Source organism: Proteus sp. ZN5, assembly GCF_011046025.1.
Classification (GTDB): Bacteria; Pseudomonadota; Gammaproteobacteria; order Enterobacterales; family Enterobacteriaceae; genus Proteus.
Genome location: NZ_CP047639.1, coordinates 821,747 through 840,151, shown reverse-complemented (window position 1 = coordinate 840,151; position 18,405 = coordinate 821,747). Strand labels below are relative to the sequence as shown.

At 42.0% G+C, this 18,405-nt stretch carries 21 protein-coding genes; 3 read left to right on the top strand and 18 right to left on the bottom strand.

Annotation, left to right across the window (positions count from 1 at the left end; all coding sequences use genetic code 11):
• Nucleotides 1-5: 5 nt before the first annotated feature.
• The 15 genes from rpoB to GTK47_RS03800 form a co-directional block, all read right to left on the bottom strand.
• Complete coding sequence (gene rpoB, locus GTK47_RS03870) at nucleotides 6-4,034, bottom strand: DNA-directed RNA polymerase subunit beta (RefSeq protein WP_072071066.1); 4,029 nt, start codon at nucleotides 4,032-4,034, stop codon at nucleotides 6-8.
• Between the two features lie 351 nt (nucleotides 4,035-4,385).
• Nucleotides 4,386-4,751, bottom strand: a complete 366-nt coding sequence (gene rplL, locus GTK47_RS03865) for a 50S ribosomal protein L7/L12 (RefSeq protein ID WP_023583093.1) — start codon at nucleotides 4,749-4,751, stop codon at nucleotides 4,386-4,388.
• Nucleotides 4,752-4,814: 63 nt separating this feature from the next.
• Nucleotides 4,815-5,312, bottom strand: coding sequence for a 50S ribosomal protein L10 (gene rplJ, locus GTK47_RS03860; RefSeq protein WP_006534706.1), 498 nt, complete (start codon nucleotides 5,310-5,312; stop codon nucleotides 4,815-4,817).
• Nucleotides 5,313-5,638: 326 nt separating this feature from the next.
• Nucleotides 5,639-6,340: a 50S ribosomal protein L1 gene (gene rplA, locus GTK47_RS03855; RefSeq protein ID WP_072064767.1), complete on the bottom strand. Its 702-nt coding sequence runs from the start codon at nucleotides 6,338-6,340 to the stop codon at nucleotides 5,639-5,641.
• Nucleotides 6,341-6,344: 4 nt separating this feature from the next.
• The gene (rplK, locus tag GTK47_RS03850) at nucleotides 6,345-6,773 is read right to left on the bottom strand and encodes a 50S ribosomal protein L11 (RefSeq protein WP_165122208.1); all 429 of its coding nucleotides are present in this window, start codon (nucleotides 6,771-6,773) and stop codon (nucleotides 6,345-6,347) included.
• 146 nt (nucleotides 6,774-6,919) lie between these two features.
• Entirely contained in the window at nucleotides 6,920-7,465 is a 546-nt protein-coding gene (gene nusG / locus GTK47_RS03845; protein ID WP_004246900.1) for a transcription termination/antitermination protein NusG, read from the bottom strand.
• Between the two features lie 7 nt (nucleotides 7,466-7,472).
• Nucleotides 7,473-7,850 (bottom strand): preprotein translocase subunit SecE, encoded by a 378-nt coding sequence (gene secE / locus GTK47_RS03840; RefSeq protein WP_023583091.1) that lies wholly within the window; start codon nucleotides 7,848-7,850, stop codon nucleotides 7,473-7,475.
• A gap of 272 nt (nucleotides 7,851-8,122) precedes the next feature.
• A complete protein-coding gene (tuf, locus tag GTK47_RS03835; protein ID WP_036933947.1) occupies nucleotides 8,123-9,307 on the bottom strand; it encodes an elongation factor Tu in 1,185 nt (394 codons plus the stop codon).
• A gap of 67 nt (nucleotides 9,308-9,374) precedes the next feature.
• The gene (gene fusA / locus GTK47_RS03830) at nucleotides 9,375-11,489 is read right to left on the bottom strand and encodes an elongation factor G (RefSeq protein WP_165122207.1); all 2,115 of its coding nucleotides are present in this window, start codon (nucleotides 11,487-11,489) and stop codon (nucleotides 9,375-9,377) included.
• A gap of 78 nt (nucleotides 11,490-11,567) precedes the next feature.
• Nucleotides 11,568-12,038, bottom strand: coding sequence for a 30S ribosomal protein S7 (gene rpsG / locus GTK47_RS03825; protein WP_004246897.1), 471 nt, complete (start codon nucleotides 12,036-12,038; stop codon nucleotides 11,568-11,570).
• A gap of 98 nt (nucleotides 12,039-12,136) precedes the next feature.
• The gene (rpsL, locus tag GTK47_RS03820; protein WP_004236497.1) at nucleotides 12,137-12,511 is read right to left on the bottom strand and encodes a 30S ribosomal protein S12; all 375 of its coding nucleotides are present in this window, start codon (nucleotides 12,509-12,511) and stop codon (nucleotides 12,137-12,139) included.
• A gap of 127 nt (nucleotides 12,512-12,638) precedes the next feature.
• Nucleotides 12,639-12,932: a sulfurtransferase complex subunit TusB gene (tusB, locus tag GTK47_RS03815; protein ID WP_098941725.1), complete on the bottom strand. Its 294-nt coding sequence runs from the start codon at nucleotides 12,930-12,932 to the stop codon at nucleotides 12,639-12,641.
• A 31-nt stretch (nucleotides 12,933-12,963) separates the two neighbouring features.
• Complete coding sequence (gene tusC, locus GTK47_RS03810; RefSeq protein WP_165122206.1) at nucleotides 12,964-13,332, bottom strand: sulfurtransferase complex subunit TusC; 369 nt, start codon at nucleotides 13,330-13,332, stop codon at nucleotides 12,964-12,966.
• A complete protein-coding gene (gene tusD, locus GTK47_RS03805; RefSeq protein ID WP_165122205.1) occupies nucleotides 13,332-13,727 on the bottom strand; it encodes a sulfurtransferase complex subunit TusD in 396 nt (131 codons plus the stop codon). The genes tusC and tusD overlap by 1 nt, the downstream gene beginning before the upstream one ends.
• A 9-nt stretch (nucleotides 13,728-13,736) precedes the next feature.
• Nucleotides 13,737-14,453 carry a transcriptional regulator gene (locus GTK47_RS03800; RefSeq protein ID WP_165122204.1) on the bottom strand — a complete coding sequence of 239 codons (717 nt, stop codon included), beginning with the start codon at nucleotides 14,451-14,453 and terminating at the stop codon, nucleotides 13,737-13,739.
• Nucleotides 14,454-14,800: 347 nt separating this feature from the next.
• On the opposite strand from GTK47_RS03800, the gene GTK47_RS03795 reads away from it, so the two are divergent.
• Nucleotides 14,801-14,959 carry a hypothetical protein gene (locus GTK47_RS03795; protein ID WP_165122203.1) on the top strand — a complete coding sequence of 53 codons (159 nt, stop codon included), beginning with the start codon at nucleotides 14,801-14,803 and terminating at the stop codon, nucleotides 14,957-14,959.
• A gap of 146 nt (nucleotides 14,960-15,105) precedes the next feature.
• Nucleotides 15,106-15,987: a DMT family transporter gene (locus tag GTK47_RS03790; RefSeq protein ID WP_165122202.1), complete on the top strand. Its 882-nt coding sequence runs from the start codon at nucleotides 15,106-15,108 to the stop codon at nucleotides 15,985-15,987.
• A gap of 97 nt (nucleotides 15,988-16,084) precedes the next feature.
• Here the strand turns inward: GTK47_RS03790 and fkpA are convergent, their stop codons facing one another.
• Nucleotides 16,085-16,837: an FKBP-type peptidyl-prolyl cis-trans isomerase gene (gene fkpA, locus GTK47_RS03785; RefSeq protein ID WP_075674195.1), complete on the bottom strand. Its 753-nt coding sequence runs from the start codon at nucleotides 16,835-16,837 to the stop codon at nucleotides 16,085-16,087.
• A gap of 334 nt (nucleotides 16,838-17,171) precedes the next feature.
• Here fkpA and GTK47_RS03780 point away from each other — a divergent pair, with 334 nt between their 5' ends.
• Complete coding sequence (locus tag GTK47_RS03780; RefSeq protein WP_023583298.1) at nucleotides 17,172-17,390, top strand: SlyX family protein; 219 nt, start codon at nucleotides 17,172-17,174, stop codon at nucleotides 17,388-17,390.
• An 80-nt stretch (nucleotides 17,391-17,470) separates the two neighbouring features.
• Here the strand turns inward: GTK47_RS03780 and slyD are convergent, their stop codons facing one another.
• The gene (gene slyD / locus GTK47_RS03775) at nucleotides 17,471-18,109 is read right to left on the bottom strand and encodes a peptidylprolyl isomerase (protein ID WP_069369613.1); all 639 of its coding nucleotides are present in this window, start codon (nucleotides 18,107-18,109) and stop codon (nucleotides 17,471-17,473) included.
• An 88-nt stretch (nucleotides 18,110-18,197) separates the two neighbouring features.
• Entirely contained in the window at nucleotides 18,198-18,401 is a 204-nt protein-coding gene (locus GTK47_RS03770) for a YheV family putative zinc ribbon protein (RefSeq protein ID WP_088494381.1), read from the bottom strand.
• Nucleotides 18,402-18,405: the final 4 nt, after the last annotated feature.

Sequence of the window (18,405 nt, the reverse complement as noted above, 5' to 3'; positions counted from 1 at the left end):
ATACGTTATTCGTCTTCCAATTCGATGTTGATACCCAGTGAACGGATCTCTTTCAACAATACGTTGAACGACTCTGGCATACCTGGTTCCATCTGATGGTTACCATCAACGATGTTTTTGTACATTTTGGTACGACCGTTAACGTCATCCGACTTAACAGTAAGCATTTCTTGAAGAGTATATGCTGCACCGTATGCTTCCAGTGCCCACACTTCCATCTCCCCGAAACGCTGTCCACCAAACTGTGCTTTACCACCAAGAGGTTGCTGAGTAACCAAGCTGTACGAACCGGTAGAACGGGCGTGCATCTTGTCATCAACTAAGTGGTTCAGTTTCAGCATGTACATGTAACCAACAGTTACTGGACGCTCAAATTGTTCACCTGTACGACCATCGAAAAGTGTAATCTGACCAGAAGTTGGAAGATCAGCTAATTTCAGCATCTCTTTAATTTCCATTTCTTCTGCACCATCGAACACTGGTGTTGCGGTTGGCATACCTTTTTTCAGGTTTTCAGCCAGACGTAACACTTCTTCATCGCTGAAGGTGTCCAGATCAACTTTCTGACGAGGTGCCATACCCAGATCGTAAGCTTTCTGGATAAATTCACGTAACTTAGCAACTTCTTGTTGCTGTTTCAGCATCGCGTTGATCTTATCACCGATACCTTTAGCAGCCATACCCAAGTGAGTTTCAAGGATCTGACCGATGTTCATACGTGATGGTACACCTAGTGGGTTCAGTACGAGGTCTACTGGATTACCGTTTTCATCGTATGGCATGTCTTCAATTGGGTTAATCTTAGAGATAACACCCTTGTTACCATGACGACCCGCCATCTTATCACCAGGTTGGATCTGACGTTTAACAGCCAGGTAAACCTTAACGATTTTCAGCACGCCAGGTGCTAAATCATCACCTTGAGTAATTTTACGACGTTTAGCTTCCAGTTTCTTCGCGAACTCAGCTTTCAGTTCATCATACTGTTCAGCTAATTGTTCTAACTGGTTTTGCTTCTCTTCATCCGCAATACCCAGCTCTAACCAACGTTCACGAGGTAATTTGTCTAATTTCTCAGCTTCAATACCGCCAGCAATCAGAACACCACGGATACGAGCGAATAGACCAGCTTCAAAGATACGCAGTTCTTCAGTTAAGTCTTTCTTAACTTCACGTAACTGTGATTCTTCGATTTCTAATGCACGTTTATCTTTTTCTACGCCATCACGGGTGAAGACTTGTACGTCGATAACTGTACCAGACACACCATTAGGAACACGTAGAGAAGAATCTTTAACATCAGACGCTTTTTCACCGAAGATAGCACGCAGCAGTTTCTCTTCTGGAGTCAGTTGAGTTTCACCTTTAGGTGTTACTTTACCAACCAGAATGTCACCACCTTTCACTTCAGCACCGATATAAACGATACCTGATTCATCCAGTTTAGATAACGCTGCTTCACCGACGTTAGGGATATCAGCTGTGATCTCTTCAGGCCCTAACTTAGTATCACGAGAGACACAAGCGAGTTCTTGAATATGGATAGTAGTGAAACGGTCTTCTTGAACAACACGCTCAGATACAAGGATGGAGTCCTCGTAGTTATAACCATTCCATGGCATAAATGCCACGCGCATGTTTTGACCTAATGCTAACTCACCAAGGTCTGTTGAAGGACCATCAGCTAACACGTCACCGCGATCAACAGGTTCACCTAAAGATACGCAAGGAGTTTGGTTAATACATGTGTTCTGGTTAGAACGAGTGTATTTAGTCAAGCTGTAGATATCGATGCCCGCTTCACCAGCGTAAGTCTCTTCTTCGTTAACTTTGATAACGATACGAGAAGCATCAACATACTGAACAACACCACCACGTTTAGCAACCGCAGTAACACCGGAGTCAACCGCTACTGCACGTTCCATACCTGTACCTACTAGTGGTTTATCACCACGAAGTGTAGGAACAGCCTGACGTTGCATGTTCGCACCCATCAATGCACGGTTGGCGTCATCGTGTTCAAGGAATGGGATCAGTGAAGCACCGACAGAAACAACTTGTTGAGTTGAAACGTCCATGTACTGAACTTGGTCACGACTAAATAAGCTTGACTCACCTTTATGACGGCAAGTAACTAATTCTTCAACGAAGTGATTGTCATCGTCTAATACGGAGTTAGCCTGAGCAATGATGAAGTTACCTTCTTCGATTGCAGACAGATAGTGAATTTCATCTGTTACAGCGTTGTTTTCAACAACACGGTAAGGCGTTTCTAGGAAACCGTACTCGTTAGTCTGTGCATAAACAGATAATGAGTTGATAAGACCGATGTTTGGACCTTCAGGCGTTTCGATTGGGCACACACGACCGTAGTGAGTTGGGTGTACGTCTCGAACTTCGAAGCCTGCACGTTCACGGGTCAAACCACCTGGGCCTAATGCAGAAATACGACGTTTGTGCGTAATTTCTGATAGCGGGTTATTCTGATCCATAAACTGTGATAACTGGCTAGAGCCAAAGAATTCTTTGACAGCAGCAGAAATCGGTTTTGCGTTGATCATATCTTGTGGCATTAATGCATCAAGATCGCCTAAAGACAGACGCTCTTTAACTGCACGTTCAACACGCACCAGACCAACACGGAATTGGTTTTCAGCCATTTCGCCAACAGAACGAATACGACGGTTACCTAAGTGGTCGATATCATCCACTTCACCTTTACCATTACGGATATCAATCAGTTTTTTCATTACTTCAATGATATCTTCTTGGCTCAGGATGCCAGAACCTTCAACTTCGTCACGGCTTAACGAACGGTTGAACTTCATACGACCTACAGCAGAAAGATCATAACGATCTTCAGAGAAGAATAAGTTCTCAAATAAGTTTTCTGCAGCTTCGCGTGTAGGTGGTTCACCAGGACGCATCATGCGATAGATTTCAACTAACGCGCTTAAACGATCGTTTGTAGGATCGACGCGAACAGTTTCTGAAATATAAGCACCATGATCTAAGTCATTGGTAAACAGAGTTTCAATCGTTTTATGACCAGCTTGACTTAAGCGAGCTAACACATCTAAAGAAATTTCCATGTTAGCAGCACAAATCAGTTCACCTGTCGCTTCATCAATATAGTCACGAGCAACCACTTTACCTGCAATATATTCAACAGGTACTTCAATGCGATCAACTTGCTCTTTTTCTAATTGACGAATATGGCGAGCGGTAATACGACGGCCTTTTTCGACATACACTTTGCCGTTTGCTTCAATATCAAATGAAGCAGTTTCACCACGCAGACGTTCAGGCACTAATGTCATCATCAGCTTGTTGTTGCTGATTTCAAACAGTGTTTTTTCGAAGAATAAACCTAAAATTTCTTCAGTGCTGTAGTTCATTGCGCGTAAAATGATAGTCGCAGGTAATTTACGGCGACGGTCAATACGGACAAAAAGGTTATCTTTAGGGTCGAATTCGAAGTCTAACCATGAGCCACGATAAGGGATAATACGTGCGTTATACAGTACCTTACCAGATGAGTGTGTTTTACCTTTGTCACTATCAAAGAACACACCAGGGCTACGGTGTAACTGGGAAACGATAACACGCTCAGTACCATTGATAACAAAAGTACCATTATCGGTCATTAATGGGATTTCGCCCATATAGACTTCTTGTTCTTTGATGTCTTTAACGGTGCCTTCTGGGGCTTCACGTTCATAAATGACCAGACGCAGTTTTACACGCAGAGGTGCAGAGTAAGTTACACCGCGGATCTGACATTCTTTAACATCAAAAACAGGCTCGCCTAAGCGGTAGCTGACATACTGTAATTCAGCATTACCACTGTAGCTTTGGATAGGAAATACGGAACGGAAAGCTGCTTCCAGACCGTTTTGACCATCAGGATCTTGCTCGATGAACTTCTGGAACGAGTCAAGTTGGATAGAAAGGAGATAGGGAACATCCAGAACTTGTGGACGTTTACCAAAATCCTTACGAATACGTTTTTTCTCGGTATAGGAGTAAACCATAGGGTTCCTCAGCTCGCTGAAAAGTGACCCACTCTGCCTGTCCTTAACTTTTTAAGGATGGCTCGACATTCTGCTAACACTGTTTTTTTGTAGGTAGGAAAACAACTATTTTCCGAATATTCATTGCTATTACTCTTAAATCATTTCATTGTGCTGAACTCACTACCGAGCTTTCGAGAACGTGGATCGTAGTGATTAACACAGTATATTAAGTCGTCAATAGCAAAAAATATTGAAGTAATGAGACACCAAAAAAGTGTGAAAAAGTGACTCTTACCTTACAGCGCAAAAAGGCTGGTGACCAAAAAATCACCAGCCATCAGCCGTTAGGCTGCACTCTGGGAAGTTAAATTATTTAACTTCAACCTCAGCGCCTGCTTCTTCCAGAGCTTTCTTCAGAGCTTCAGCATCATCTTTGCTTACGCCTTCTTTCAGAGCTGCTGGTGCAGATTCTACTAAGTCTTTAGCTTCTTTCAGGCCAAGACCAGTAGCGCCACGTACTGCTTTGATTACTGCTACTTTGTTACCGCCGATAGCTTTCAGGATAACGTCAAATTCAGTTTTCTCTTCAGCAGCTTCTGCTGGACCCGCAGCAACAGCAACAGCTGCAGCAGCAGATACACCGAATTTTTCTTCCATCATAGAGATCAGTTCAACAACGTCCATTACAGACATTTCAGCAACTGCGTTTAAGATATCGTCTTTAGAAATAGACATAACAAGTGTTCCTAAAATTCAGAAAAAGTTTATACGTAAATAAAGCAACGAAGAAATTGGCTATTAAGCAGCTTCTTTCTGATCGCGCAGAGCAGCCAGAGTGCGAACCAATTTGCCTGCAGAGGCTTCTTTCATGGTTGCCATCAGGCGTGCGATTGCTTCATCGTAAGTTGGGAGTGTAGCCAGACGATCGATGTTCGAACCTGGGATAAACTCACCTTCAAAGGCAGCCGCTTTAATCTCGAATGCTGGGTTCGCTTTCGCGAAATCTTTGAACAGACGAGCAGCAGCGCCCGGATGTTCAGCAGAAAATGCAATCAAGGTTGGACCAACAAATGCATCTTTCAGTACTTCATAAGAAGTACCTTCAACAGCACGACGCAGAAGTGTGTTACGTACTACACGTACAGTAACGCCAGCTTCACGACATGCTTTACGCAGTTCGGTCATTTTAGCTACAGTAACGCCACGGGAATCCGCAACAACTGCAGAAAGCGCACCTTTGGCAACTTCGCTGACTTCAGCAACAATCGCTTGTTTGTCTTGAAGATTTAGTGCCATTAGCTTCTTGCTCCTGGATTAACCGAGTAAAAACTCGGGACTCACATCACTTATTACCACAATGGTATAAGCGCTAAAACACGGTGAGTAGAATCCAGAATATATAATTCTTTATTGGCTCTCTCACCGTCTACGCAGGAAAATTAAGTAATTACTTACACCTGCGGTCTTGGACGGGGTCTGGATAGGCCAGACTCCAACCGAAATTCAGAGAATTTAGTTATGTAGACTTAAATAAAATACCACATAGCTAAACTCAAGGCGTCAAATTCTATACAAATTTGACGCCAAGGTAAAGTCTTTTATGACTTTAGTCTAATCTAAGATTAAACTGTCGCGCTCAAGCTAGCTTGATCAATAGCAACACCTGCACCCATAGTGGTAGACAGGCTTACTTTCTTGATATAAACGCCTTTCGCTGCTGATGGTTTTGCTTTTTTCAGAGCAACCAGCAGAGCTTCTAAGTTTTCTTTCAACTGAGCTTCGTTGAAATCAACTTTACCGATAGTGGTATGGATAATACCATTTTTGTCGTTACGGTAACGAACCTGACCAGCTTTAGCATTTTTAACTGCTTCAGCAACGTTAGGAGTTACAGTACCCACTTTCGGGTTTGGCATTAAGCCACGTGGGCCAAGGATTTGACCTAATTGACCTACAACGCGCATTGCATCTGGAGATGCGATAACAACGTCAAAGTCCATTTCGCCAGCTTTAACTTTAGCAGCTAAGTCGTCCATACCGACTAATTCAGCACCTGCTTCTTTAGCAGCTTCTGCATTTGCACCTTGTGCGAATACAGCAACGCGAACTGAACGGCCAGTACCGTGTGGAAGTACAGTTGCACCACGAACGTTTTGATCTGATTTACGTGCATCGATGCCAAGGTTAACAGCAACGTCAACGCTTTCAACGAATTTAGCAGTAGCCAGTTCTTTCAGTAAAGCAACAGCTTCAGTAATTTCGTACTGTTTAGTTACTTCAACTTTCTCACGGATATTGCGCATGCGCTTGGTTAGTTTAGCCATCAGATTAATCCTCCACTACCAGGCCCATGGAACGAGCAGTACCTTCGATTGAACGCATCATAGCTTCAACGTCAGCACCAGTCAGGTCCGCAGCTTTAGTTTCTGCGATTTCACGAACTTGAGCAGAAGTAATTTTACCTACTTTCTCTTTGTTCGGTTTGCCAGAACCTGATTTCACGCCCGCCGCTTTCTTCAGCAGAATTGCTGCTGGAGGAGTTTTGGTAACGAAAGTGAAAGAACGGTCAGCATAAACTGTAATAACAACAGGAATTGGTAAACCTTTTTCTACGCTTTCAGTTTTAGCGTTGAATGCTTTACAGAATTCCATGATGTTAACACCTTGTTGACCCAGAGCTGGACCAACTGGTGGACTTGGATTAGCCATACCTGCAGAAACTTGCAGTTTGATATAGGCTTGGACTTTCTTAGCCATTAATTAATTCCTCAATTTGGGTATATCGCCCGGCTAGGGCTCCCCGATTTTACTTTGTTCTGTCTTATGACAAAACAACTCAAAACGAAAGGTGGAAAATTGTAGATAACTTTTCCACCTTTTGCAAGAAAGCAACGTAAAAAGGTTTAACCTTTTTCAACCTGACTAAAGTCTAATTCAACTGGTGTTGCACGACCAAAGATTGATACAGAGACTTTTAAGCGGCTTTTTTCGTAATCAACTTCTTCAACAACACCGTTAAAGTCAGCGAATGGACCATCGCTAACACGAACCATTTCACCTGGTTCAAACAGTGTTTTAGGACGCGGTTTATCACCAACTTGTTGTAAGCGATTCATAATCGCATCAACTTCTTTATCGCTAATTGGTGCAGGTCTGTCAGACGTTCCGCCAATAAATCCCATAACACGAGGTACATTACGTACTAAGTGCCAAGTTGCATCGTTCATGACCATTTGGACAAGAACATAGCCTGGGAAAAATTTACGCTCACTTTTGCGACGTTGACCGCTACGGATCTCAACCACTTCTTCGGTTGGAACCATAACTTCGCCGAATGAGTCTTCCATTTCGTTTAATTTGATATGTTCACGCAGAGACTGTGCAACACGGCCTTCAAAGCCTGAAAAAGCCTGAATGACATACCAGCGTTTTTTTGGAGAATCAGTCATGAACACCTCACAGGCCAGTAATAAAGGAAACAAAACGAACCAGAATGCCATCCAGTCCCCAAAGAACTAATGACACAATAGCCGTCACCGCAGCAACAATCAGGGTTGTCTGCAATGTTTCTTGACGTGTTGGCCATACTACTTTACGCATTTCAATGCGCGCTTCGCGAGCAAATGCTAATGTTGCTTTACCTTGTGTTGTCCACAACGCGATCCCACCCGCTGCTACGAACAAAGCAACAACAGCTAAAGCTCGTAACGCTAGGTTAAATTCACGGTAAAGATAGTTGCCACCCACTGCTACTGCCAGCAATAAAACGGTAATGATCCACTTAGCGATATCACCACCGCGTTTGCTATCTTGAGCTCCGCTATTCGCACTCATAAATTAACCTGTCATATGATGTAAATAAATAGCCAGCTTGCCTCGCAAGAGCAAAACAAATCAGACTAACCATAAAATCAACTATGATTGCATCTGACACAGTGTCATATCTCTATGACATTCGTATCTGCAAGATACTGGACTCGATTCGTTGTATCAGAGCCTATCTCACCAATAATTTACAGCAAACTAGTGATGAGATAGGTTCTTTTTCAAACAACGCATAAAAAGGGCATCAATTGATGCCCTTCTCTAGGAAATTACGCGAGTAATTAACCTAATACTTTAGCAACAACGCCCGCACCTACTGTACGGCCACCTTCACGGATAGCGAAACGTAAACCGTCGTCCATCGCGATTGGGTGAATCAGTTCAACGATCATGTTGATGTTGTCACCTGGCATTACCATTTCTACGCCTTCTGGTAATTCGATAGTACCAGTTACGTCAGTTGTACGGAAGTAGAACTGTGGACGGTAGCCTTTGAAGAATGGAGTGTGACGACCACCTTCATCTTTGCTCAGAATATAAACTTCTGATTCGAATTTAGTGTGTGGCTTGATTGAACCTGGTTTTGCCAGTACTTGTCCACGTTCGATTTCTTCACGTTTAGTACCACGCAGAAGAACACCAACGTTCTCACCTGCACGACCTTCGTCAAGTAATTTACGGAACATTTCAACGCCAGTACAAGTTGTTTTAACAGTTGGTTTGATACCAACGATTTCAACTTCTTCACCAACTTTGATTACGCCACGCTCAACACGACCAGTTACTACTGTACCACGGCCTGAGATTGAGAATACGTCTTCGATTGGTAACAGGAATGGTTTGTCAATTGCACGCTCTGGTTCTGGGATGTATGAATCCAGTGCTTCTGCTAATTCAACAATTTTTGCTTCCCACTCAGCTTCGCCTTCCAGTGCTTTCAGCGCTGAACCACGAATTACTGGAGTGTCATCACCTGGGAAATCGTACTGAGACAGAAGTTCACGAACTTCCATTTCTACTAATTCCAGTAACTCTTCATCATCTACCATGTCACATTTGTTCAGGAATACGATGATGTAAGGAACACCAACCTGACGACCTAACAGGATGTGCTCACGAGTTTGTGGCATTGGGCCATCAGTCGCAGCAACAACCAGGATAGCTCCGTCCATTTGCGCAGCACCAGTGATCATGTTTTTAACATAGTCGGCGTGACCTGGGCAGTCTACGTGTGCGTAGTGACGAGTTGGAGTGTCATATTCTACGTGTGAAGTAGAGATGGTGATACCACGAGCTTTTTCTTCTGGTGCGTTATCGATTTGATCGAATGCACGAGCAGCACCACCGTAAGTTTTAGCTAAAACTGTAGTGATTGCAGCAGTCAGAGTTGTTTTACCGTGGTCAACGTGGCCGATAGTACCAACGTTAACGTGCGGTTTGGAACGTTCAAATTTTTCTTTAGACACGACTATATTCCTTAATATCGCTCCCTCAAATAGAGGGAGCGTAAACTAAATTGAACTCGAAAGGATCTTATTTCGCTTTACGAGCTTCGATAATAGCCTGAGCGACGTTGCTAGGCGCTTCGTTGTACTTCAAGAACTCCATAGAGTAAGAAGCACGACCCTGAGTTTGTGAACGCAGGTCAGTTGCATAACCGAACATTTCAGCCAGTGGTACTTGAGCACGGATGATCTTACCGGTAGGCAGATCGTCCATACCTTCAACCATACCACGACGACGGTTTAAGTCACCGATAACGTCGCCCATGTAATCTTCTGGCGTTTCAATCTCAACTTTCATGACTGGCTCAAGCAGAATTGGCTTAGCTTTCATGAAGCCGTCTTTAAATGCCATTGATGCGGCAATTTTAAACGCGATTTCTGAGGAGTCAACATCATGGTAAGAACCGTAATGTAAACGAGCCTGAATATCCACAACAGGGTAACCTGCTAATGGACCAGATTTCAGCTGTTCTTGAATACCTTTATCAACAGCTGGGATGAATTCTTTAGGAATTACACCACCAACGATATCGTTGATAAATACGTAGTTCTCTTCACCACCTGCTGGTAATGGAGACAGGTCGATAACAACATGACCGTACTGACCACGACCACCAGATTGTTTCGCGTGCTTACCTTCGATATCAGTTACTGTATCACGAATAGTTTCACGGTAAGCAACCTGTGGTTTACCTACGTTCGCTTCAACTTTAAATTCACGACGCATACGGTCAACTAACACGTCTAAGTGCAGTTCGCCCATACCAGCAATGATAGTTTGACCAGTTTCTTCGTCGCTTGATACGCGGAAAGATGGATCTTCCTGAGCCAGACGGTTCAGAGCGATACCCATTTTTTCTTGGTCAACTTTAGTCTTAGGTTCGATAGCAACAGAGATTACTGGCTCTGGGAATTCCATACGTTCTAAGATGATTGGTGCATCAATTGCACATAAAGTATCACCTGTAGTTACGTCTTTCAGACCGATAGCAGCAGCGATGTCGCCCGCACGAACTTCTTTAATTTCTTCACGCTTGTTAGCATGCATCTGAACAATACGGCCAAAACGTTCTTTTTTGTCTTTAACCGGGTTCAGAACTGTGTCACCAGAGTTTACAACACCAGAGTACACACGGAAGAATGTTAAGTTACCAACAAATGGGTCAGTTGCGATTTTGAATGCCAATGCTGCGAATGGCTCATCGTCGCTTGAATGACGTTCTGCTGGAGTATCTTTACCATCTGGTAACATACCATTAATAGCAGGAACATCTGTTGGTGCTGGCAGGTATTCAATTACCGCATCCAGCATTGCCTGAACACCTTTGTTCTTAAATGCAGAACCACAGGTAACCAGGATAATTTCGTTATCTAGAACGCGTTTACGCAGAGCAGCTTTGATTTCTGCTTCTGTTAGTTCTTCACCGCCCAGATATTTGTCCATCAGGTCTTCTGATGCTTCAGCAGCAGATTCAACCAGGTTGTTATGCCATTCTTCAGCTAAATCTTGTAGATTTGCAGGAATGTCTTCGTATTCGAAGGTAACACCTTGGTCTTCTTCATTCCAACGGATTGATTTCATTTTAATTAAATCAACAACACCGGTGAAATTTTCTTCAGCGCCTACTGGGATTTGCAGTGGAACTGGGTTTGCTGCCAGACGTGTTTTGATTTGTTCAACAACACGCAGGAAGTTTGCACCCATACGGTCCATTTTGTTAACGAACGCGATACGTGGTACATGATATTTGTTAGCCTGGCGCCATACTGTTTCTGACTGAGGCTGAACACCACCAACTGCACAGTAAACCATAACCGCGCCATCAAGAACACGCATAGAACGTTCTACTTCGATTGTGAAGTCAACGTGTCCCGGGGTGTCGATGATGTTTACACGGTGAGGCTCAAACTGTTTAGCCATACCAGACCAGAATGCAGTAGTTGCTGCGGATGTGATAGTAATACCACGTTCCTGCTCCTGCTCCATCCAGTCCATTGTTGCTGAACCTTCGTGAGTTTCACCAATTTTATGGTTTACACCGGTATAAAACAGAATACGTTCACTTGTAGTGGTTTTACCGGCATCGATGTGCGCACTAATACCGATATTACGGTAGCGTGCTATGGGGGTTTGACGAGCCATTTTTTCCTCTCTCGTGGGCGTTCAATTCAGGTAAAGGACAGCAGAGCTGTCCTGAAAAGAGTTGCGATACTCCGTGGATTACCAACGGTAGTGTGCGAACGCCTTGTTTGCATCTGCCATACGGTGAACGTCTTCACGTTTCTTAACAGCAGCGCCTTTGTTTTCAGCCGCATCAGATAATTCATTTGCCAGGCGAAGCGCCATGGATTTATCACCGCGTTTACGAGCAGCTTCAACAATCCAACGCATTGCTAATGCATTACGACGAACTGGGCGTACTTCAACTGGAACTTGGTAAGTTGAACCACCAACACGGCGGGATTTAACTTCCACAGTAGGACGTACGTTATCTAATGCGATTTCGAACGCTTCCAGTTCAGTTTTGCCTGAACGCTGAGCCAGGGTCTCAAGCGCATTATATACGATAGATTCTGCAGTAGATTTTTTACCGTCTACCATCAGAATGTTTACAAATTTGGCCAGCAGTTCTGATCCGAACTTAGGATCTGGCAGAATTTTACGTTGACCAATTACACGACGACGTGGCATGGAAATACTCCGTTTAAATTCAGGGTTGTCCAAAACTCAATGAGTTTATTTTGACATTAATGGTGAAAAAATGTTTGGCCTTACTTAACGGAGAACCATTAAGCCTTTGGCTTCTTCACACCGTACTTAGAACGAGCTTGTTTACGGTCTTTAACACCGGAACAGTCCAGCGCGCCGCGAACAGTGTGGTAACGCACACCTGGTAAGTCTTTAACACGACCACCACGGATTAAGATTACGGAGTGTTCCTGCAAGTTGTGGCCTTCACCACCGATGTAGGAAGAAACTTCGAAACCGTTAGTCAAACGCACACGGCATACTTTACGCAGTGCTGAGTTTGGTTTTTTTGGAGTGGTAGTATATACACGAGTACATACGCCACGTTTTTGCGGGCAAGCTTCCAGAGCTGGAACGTTGCTTTTAACAACTTTCGAGCTACGAGATTTGCGCACCAGCTGGTTAATAGTTGCCATTTAAAAAAAGCTCCTGGTTTTTGCTTCGTAAACACGGATTTGAACTCTGTCTTGTCAACAAGACAAAACATGAGGACGCAGAATTTTATTGCTGACGGGCTCATGTGTCAAGAATTATACAGCAATTCTACGCTCCCCAATGAATTTGTTGGGGGTGTTTTACCGTTAAATCGACAAAATCACCATAATTGATAAGTTTAATATGATGAGATACTTGATCTTTTAAGCCTCTTGCCAAAACATCATCAATTAATGCGTAAACTGAAATTTGCTGTTGGAGACAATATTTTAATAAGGGATTGTCTTCAAGAACTGCCAGTACACCATCTTGTATTAACAAAACATCATCTTCTTTTGTCAATAAAGATAAAAAAGCCTCTAAATCACTTTGATAAATAGAGACAGAATAAGTATACAACATAACCGTTCAACCTTCCTGACTAACTTCTGTATTAAAAGCGCAATATCACATCATATTCACTCAATTTTTGAGCAATATCTTCTTGGGATATCACCTGTGCATCCAACACAAAAGAAGTTTGAGAGGATAATCCACGATGAGCCATGTCTTTCTGTGATATATAGACGTTTGTCACATCATACAAGGGTAGCACTTTAAATGTTGCAGCATGATGACGTGATAACACTCTTTCAGGATGTTGATTTTCAACGAGTTGAAACACACCATCAGAGATAAAAAAAACACCAATATCTTCTGTTAATGCAGAGGTTGCGAGTAAAGCATCTAAACCTTCCCGCCCTGCACTATTACCATGAGGTGCTTGAGTAAAAAGGAATGCGATTGAATTCATTTTCTTCATTAAAATTGCACCACACGGGAACAGGTTAACATCGCTTGAGCCAGGGAACCCAACCCACTTAACTCAAATTCAGCTGCCATGTTATGGCTATCCATTTCCTGCTCTTTTGACTGCTGCTCATCGATAATTCCTCTACGCATTGCGGCGGCAACACAAACATGCAGGGGAATTTGATATTCTTTCGCCAATGTAACCCACGCTTTAGGGAGATCAAATTCATCATTTGCAGGCGATACCAATTTACTCGCATTCACAACGCCTTCCCGATAGAAGAAAATTTGTGAAATTTGATGCCCCTTATCAAGAAGGGCATTCGCGAATAAATAGGCACTTGAAGCTTGTTCAGTTCCGTAATGAGGCCCTGTAACCACTAAACAATATGTCAAGGAACTCATAATGTTGCCTTATTCTCCATTTTTAAACTGGCGAATATAGAGATACACAGTATGTTTTGAGATATTTAAGCGATCCGCAACCTGATTAATGGCATCTTTAATATCAAAAATACCTTTTTCATAAAGGCTTAACACGACTTGTTTATTCTTAGCATTATTCGCAACTTCACGATCATTATTTACTTCTTCAATCGTAAACTCTAATGTTTGAGCCACTAAATCATCAACAGATGAAGCAAAGTTAACATCGGATGCAACTTCATGCGTTTCTTCAGGAATAAAGGTTTTGATTATTTCAGAGAATGGAACATCAAGGTTCATATTAATACACAGTAAACCAATGACACGACGTTCACGATTACGAATAGCAATCGTGATTGACTTCATCAATGCACCACTTTTTGCTCTAGTAAAATAAGCCTTTGAAAAACTTGAATCTTCATCTGTGATGTCATGTAACATTTGTAATGCCAAATCGGTAATTGGAGAACCGATCTTACGACCAGTATGTTCTCCATTCGCGATTTTAACCGCTGAACATTTCAAATCTTCCAGAGAGTGCAATACGATTTCGCAATGATTGCCAATGAGCATTGCCAAACCATCCACGGCAGCTTCATAGGACTTTAGTATTTCGTGATCAGTTTGAGTAAAAGGTCGGCTATCTAGTTTTTCAAACTCTTTTTCAAACTCGCTGCTGTCACCATTAAATAACGGGCTAGACATTTGATTATATAATCCTTAAAGGCTTTAATTATGATAATGACTTGAGGTTCTATTTTTTATAACGATTCGTCATTGCGGATCAATTCAATATTAAAAAAATTTAAATATAAAAACAGAATTAAGAACGATTCTGACGTTAGATCGCCAGAAGATCTACGTCAAGTGACTTAGAATAAGAGCTTTGTGATAGGTCACAGCTTTTTTCATTTTTCTTTATTTTTTGTACTCATTCCCACCTTTTATTTTTGAAAATTTTCCTTTTTCGGCGTGGGAAGGATAAAGATTGACACTATTGAATAGATTACCTATATTCCAAATTATTGTTATTTTAACGAGTAATTAATCCTATGAATACACTGATGATATGCCAACCTCAGCAAACTTCATCAATAATAGGATTAACTTCTGTTGCTTCTATACCTATTGAAATTCTCTCTTCGCCACCTCCGCCTGTGAAAGTGGTTGTAGTCAATACAACGGTTGTTGTTGCAACTCACATTGCTTGATTTGTTTGCTTAGCCTAAAAACAGACTTAACTAACATCAGTATAATGATAGGTTATTTACGTTTATTCATTGATATTTTATCAATTAGCTAATAATCATTAAAAATAATCAAGCTCTCTTATTGCTTATTTTACAGGTATATCATCATGTACTTACGTCAATATTGGGCAAAATTCGGCCCAACAACATTATTCGTTTTGTTGTGGAGTAGTGGCGCTATCTTTTCTCGCTGGGGATTAGATAATGGTAGCTCATTTGCAATTTTAACTTGGCGTTTTATTATTGCTTTAGCATTTCTCTCTTTTTTATGTATTCAGCGCCATCGCTTTTTACCACCGAAAGGAAGTCGTTTAAAAACAGCATGGGTCGGTTTACTTATTATTGGTGGTTATTCTATCTGTTATCTTTTAGCCCTTGCTAATAGTATTACACCGGGAATGTTGGCCACAATTATGGGCGTTCAGCCGATTATTACATTATGGATAATAGAACGTAATTTTACAGCGACACGACTATTAGGGCTCTTGATCGCTTTGGCTGGATTAGTGTTAGTGGTTGCCCAAAGTTTATTTAATACAGCGCTCTCATTGACAGGGATGATTTATGCGTTAGTTGCACTGCTTTGTATGAGCTTTGGTGCAATCTCACAGAAAAAACTGCAATTAGCGCCGATGGATGCCTTACCTCTACAATATGTTGTTAGTCTTGTGCTGTGTTTATTATTTGTACCCTTCCAGCCTTTTCATGCTTCATTCGACATTGGCTTTATCATTCCTGTACTTTGGCTTGCGGTGATCATTTCTGTTGTTGCTCAGCTGCTACTATATCGCTTACTCACGACAGGTAATTTAGTTAACGTCACGAGCTTATTTTATTTAGTACCTGGCGTGACAGCATTAATGGATTACATCTTCTTAGGTAACAAGATGTCTTGGCTAAGTTTGGCAGGGATGGGAGCGATCATTGTGGGCTTGCTGTTTGTTTTCAAAAAGCCCAAAGCCATTATTGTTGAAGAGACAATAGGCTGACGTGATGTATTAACAAACAAATGATGAGCTATATATTAGAAACAAAAATGCTGACATTAATGTCAGCATTTTTTAGTGATATTTAGAGATAAGTGAATTACTTATCGCTTTCAACACTCAGTAATTCAACTTCAAATACTAATGTTGAGTTAGCAGGAATACCACTTGTTGCACGTTGTCCGTAGCCTAATTCTGGTGGAATAACTAACTTAATTTTACCGCCTTCTTTGATGTACTTCATACCTTCAGTCCAGCCAGGAATAACGCTTTTCAGGCTGATTGTCAGAGGTTCGTTACGATCATAAGAGCTATCAAATTGTTTACCGTCAATCAGCATACCTTTGTAATTTACAGTAACACGATCAGCATCTGTTGGAGTTTTACCTTTACCTGGATTTTCAACTAAATACAGTAAGCCTGATTTAGTTTTTACTACACCTTTCTCAGCGGCAAACTCTGTACGGAATTTATCACCGGCAGCTTTGTTCTCGGTCGCTTCTTTTTCCATTTTTGCTGTTGCAGCAGTACGAACTTGATCTTCAAAAGCCGCTAATGTTAATTCAATTTCAGCGTCTGATAATTTTGATTTACTATTAAATGCATCCTGAACACCTGCTAACAGTTGCTTAGAATCTAAAGTAATACCAATATTTTTTTGTTCTTGTAATGCAGCTTCCATATAGCGACCCATCGACGCGCCTAACGCATAGGCATTTTGCTCATTTTGAGTTTTAAATGCGCTATTTAATGTTGGCACTTTAGCTGTAGCTTCTTCAGCGAATGCATGAGGTGCACTGAATGCGAAAGCTAAACTGGTTGCCAGCAACGTCGTTTTTAATAAAGATTTCATCCCATTCTCCAGTATATGTTAGTGAGTCGCTACGTTTTGCAAACGATCATCATAGATCTTTGCTTAAACGTTTTGCATCACATCTTGCTGTCGTTGCGGTATAGATCTCATCCGCGGGTAGCAATTTTATATGAATTTAAAAAATTTGCCGACACTCTTAACAGTTAGTGTTAGGATTTTTGTCAGCACAGAGTGCTATCACATTAGCAAAATAGTCTTTTATCTCAAACCAGATTTATGTCTTCCTGTGTATATATCAGTAAATAAGATTAAATTTCGCGAGTTTGTTAATCATATTCGTCGTAATAGGACATTTTAAAGGAGGAAAAACACAATGGATATTAAGGAAGTAGAGCGATTGCTCATTCAATTAGAAAGCAAAGTTGCTTTCCAAGATGCGACTATTGAAGAATTAAATCAGGTGGTCACACAGCAGCAAATCGAAATTAGCCGCTTTAAAGAAGCCTTAAAAATTGTTTCTGAGCGCCTAAAAAACTCTCAAACCTCAATACTAGCTAGACCTGAGGACGAAACGCCTCCACCTCACTACTAAGTTCTCGTTTGTTATTGATATCGAAACCAAAAACAAAAAAGGAGCGTTTAAACGCTCCTTTTGATCTTTTCAACGAAAGATTAGTGCTGGCAACCACAACCGCCATTACCGTGGCCGTGGCCACCGTGACCATGACCGCCGCCACCGCAGCATCCACCTTCTTCACCGTGTGAATGACCATGACCGTGACCACCGCCACAGCATCCGCCTTCTTCACCGTGACCGTGGCCACCACAACACTCGTGCTCTTCTTCTTCACCGTGTACATGACCGTGAGCTAATTCTTCTTCAGTCGCTTCACGAATAGCAACGATTTCAACATGAAATTTCAGGTTTTGACCTGCTAACATGTGGTTACCATCAACGATAACTTCGTCACCTTCAATACCTGTAATTTCTACTGGTACTGGACCTTGATCGGTATCAGCAAGAAAACGCATACCAACTTCTAACTCATCAACACCAACAAAAACATCTTTCGGTACACGTTGAACTAAGTTTTCGTCGTATTGACCATATGCATCATCAGAAGCGACTTCTACGTCGAATTTTTCACCGACTTCGCGACCTGTTAATGCATTTTCTAAACCACTGATTAAAGAACCACGGCCATGCAGATAGTCTAACGGTGCGCTCACCGTGGACTCATCAACTAAAACACCGTCTTCTGATCTTACTTGATAAGCCAGACTAACTACCAAGTCGTTTGCTACTTTCATGACATCTCCTACATACCCGTGGGCAAAATTTTCCCGATTGTAACGAAAAATAAATCTTCTGTATCGGGTTATATCAAAAAACCTACAATTATTGTGGTGTAAAGATCCCGATGACCTGCTCATTTTCACGAACAAGGGCATTAACTTCACCCTCTGTTTGCCGTTGCTGATGGCCACATTTCGCACATTCCACAATATCCACTTTATCTTCACGCCACATTTTGAGTGTATCTTGAGCTTGACAGTGTGGACATACAGCTCCTGCGATAAAGCGTTTACGGGTTGCAGACATGGGG

Bases quoted from the DNA above. Each gene is read 5' to 3' on its own strand.
- nusG (WP_004246900.1), bottom strand. From the start codon at position 7,465: ATGACTGATTCTCCAAAAAAACGCTGGTATGTCATTCAGGCTTTTTCA.
- rpsG (WP_004246897.1), bottom strand. From the start codon at position 12,038: ATGCCACGTCGTCGTGTAATTGGTCAACGTAAAATTCTGCCAGATCCT.
- rpoB (WP_072071066.1), bottom strand. From the start codon at position 4,034: ATGGTTTACTCCTATACCGAGAAAAAACGTATTCGTAAGGATTTTGGT.
- GTK47_RS03795 (WP_165122203.1), top strand. From the start codon at position 14,801: ATGAATACACTGATGATATGCCAACCTCAGCAAACTTCATCAATAATA.
- fusA (WP_165122207.1), bottom strand. From the start codon at position 11,489: ATGGCTCGTCAAACCCCCATAGCACGCTACCGTAATATCGGTATTAGT.
- rplK (WP_165122208.1), bottom strand. From the start codon at position 6,773: ATGGCTAAGAAAGTCCAAGCCTATATCAAACTGCAAGTTTCTGCAGGT.
- rplJ (WP_006534706.1), bottom strand. From the start codon at position 5,312: ATGGCACTAAATCTTCAAGACAAACAAGCGATTGTTGCTGAAGTCAGC.
- GTK47_RS03780 (WP_023583298.1), top strand. From the start codon at position 17,172: ATGGATATTAAGGAAGTAGAGCGATTGCTCATTCAATTAGAAAGCAAA.
- tusB (WP_098941725.1), bottom strand. From the start codon at position 12,932: ATGTTGTATACTTATTCTGTCTCTATTTATCAAAGTGATTTAGAGGCT.
- rpsL (WP_004236497.1), bottom strand. From the start codon at position 12,511: ATGGCAACTATTAACCAGCTGGTGCGCAAATCTCGTAGCTCGAAAGTT.
- secE (WP_023583091.1), bottom strand. From the start codon at position 7,850: ATGAGTGCGAATAGCGGAGCTCAAGATAGCAAACGCGGTGGTGATATC.
- fkpA (WP_075674195.1), bottom strand. From the start codon at position 16,837: ATGAAATCTTTATTAAAAACGACGTTGCTGGCAACCAGTTTAGCTTTC.
- GTK47_RS03790 (WP_165122202.1), top strand. From the start codon at position 15,106: ATGTACTTACGTCAATATTGGGCAAAATTCGGCCCAACAACATTATTC.
- tusC (WP_165122206.1), bottom strand. From the start codon at position 13,332: ATGAAGAAAATGAATTCAATCGCATTCCTTTTTACTCAAGCACCTCAT.
- GTK47_RS03770 (WP_088494381.1), bottom strand. From the start codon at position 18,401: ATGTCTGCAACCCGTAAACGCTTTATCGCAGGAGCTGTATGTCCACAC.
- rplA (WP_072064767.1), bottom strand. From the start codon at position 6,340: ATGGCTAAACTAACCAAGCGCATGCGCAATATCCGTGAGAAAGTTGAA.
- GTK47_RS03800 (WP_165122204.1), bottom strand. From the start codon at position 14,453: ATGTCTAGCCCGTTATTTAATGGTGACAGCAGCGAGTTTGAAAAAGAG.
- rplL (WP_023583093.1), bottom strand. From the start codon at position 4,751: ATGTCTATTTCTAAAGACGATATCTTAAACGCAGTTGCTGAAATGTCT.
- tusD (WP_165122205.1), bottom strand. From the start codon at position 13,727: ATGAGTTCCTTGACATATTGTTTAGTGGTTACAGGGCCTCATTACGGA.
- slyD (WP_069369613.1), bottom strand. From the start codon at position 18,109: ATGAAAGTAGCAAACGACTTGGTAGTTAGTCTGGCTTATCAAGTAAGA.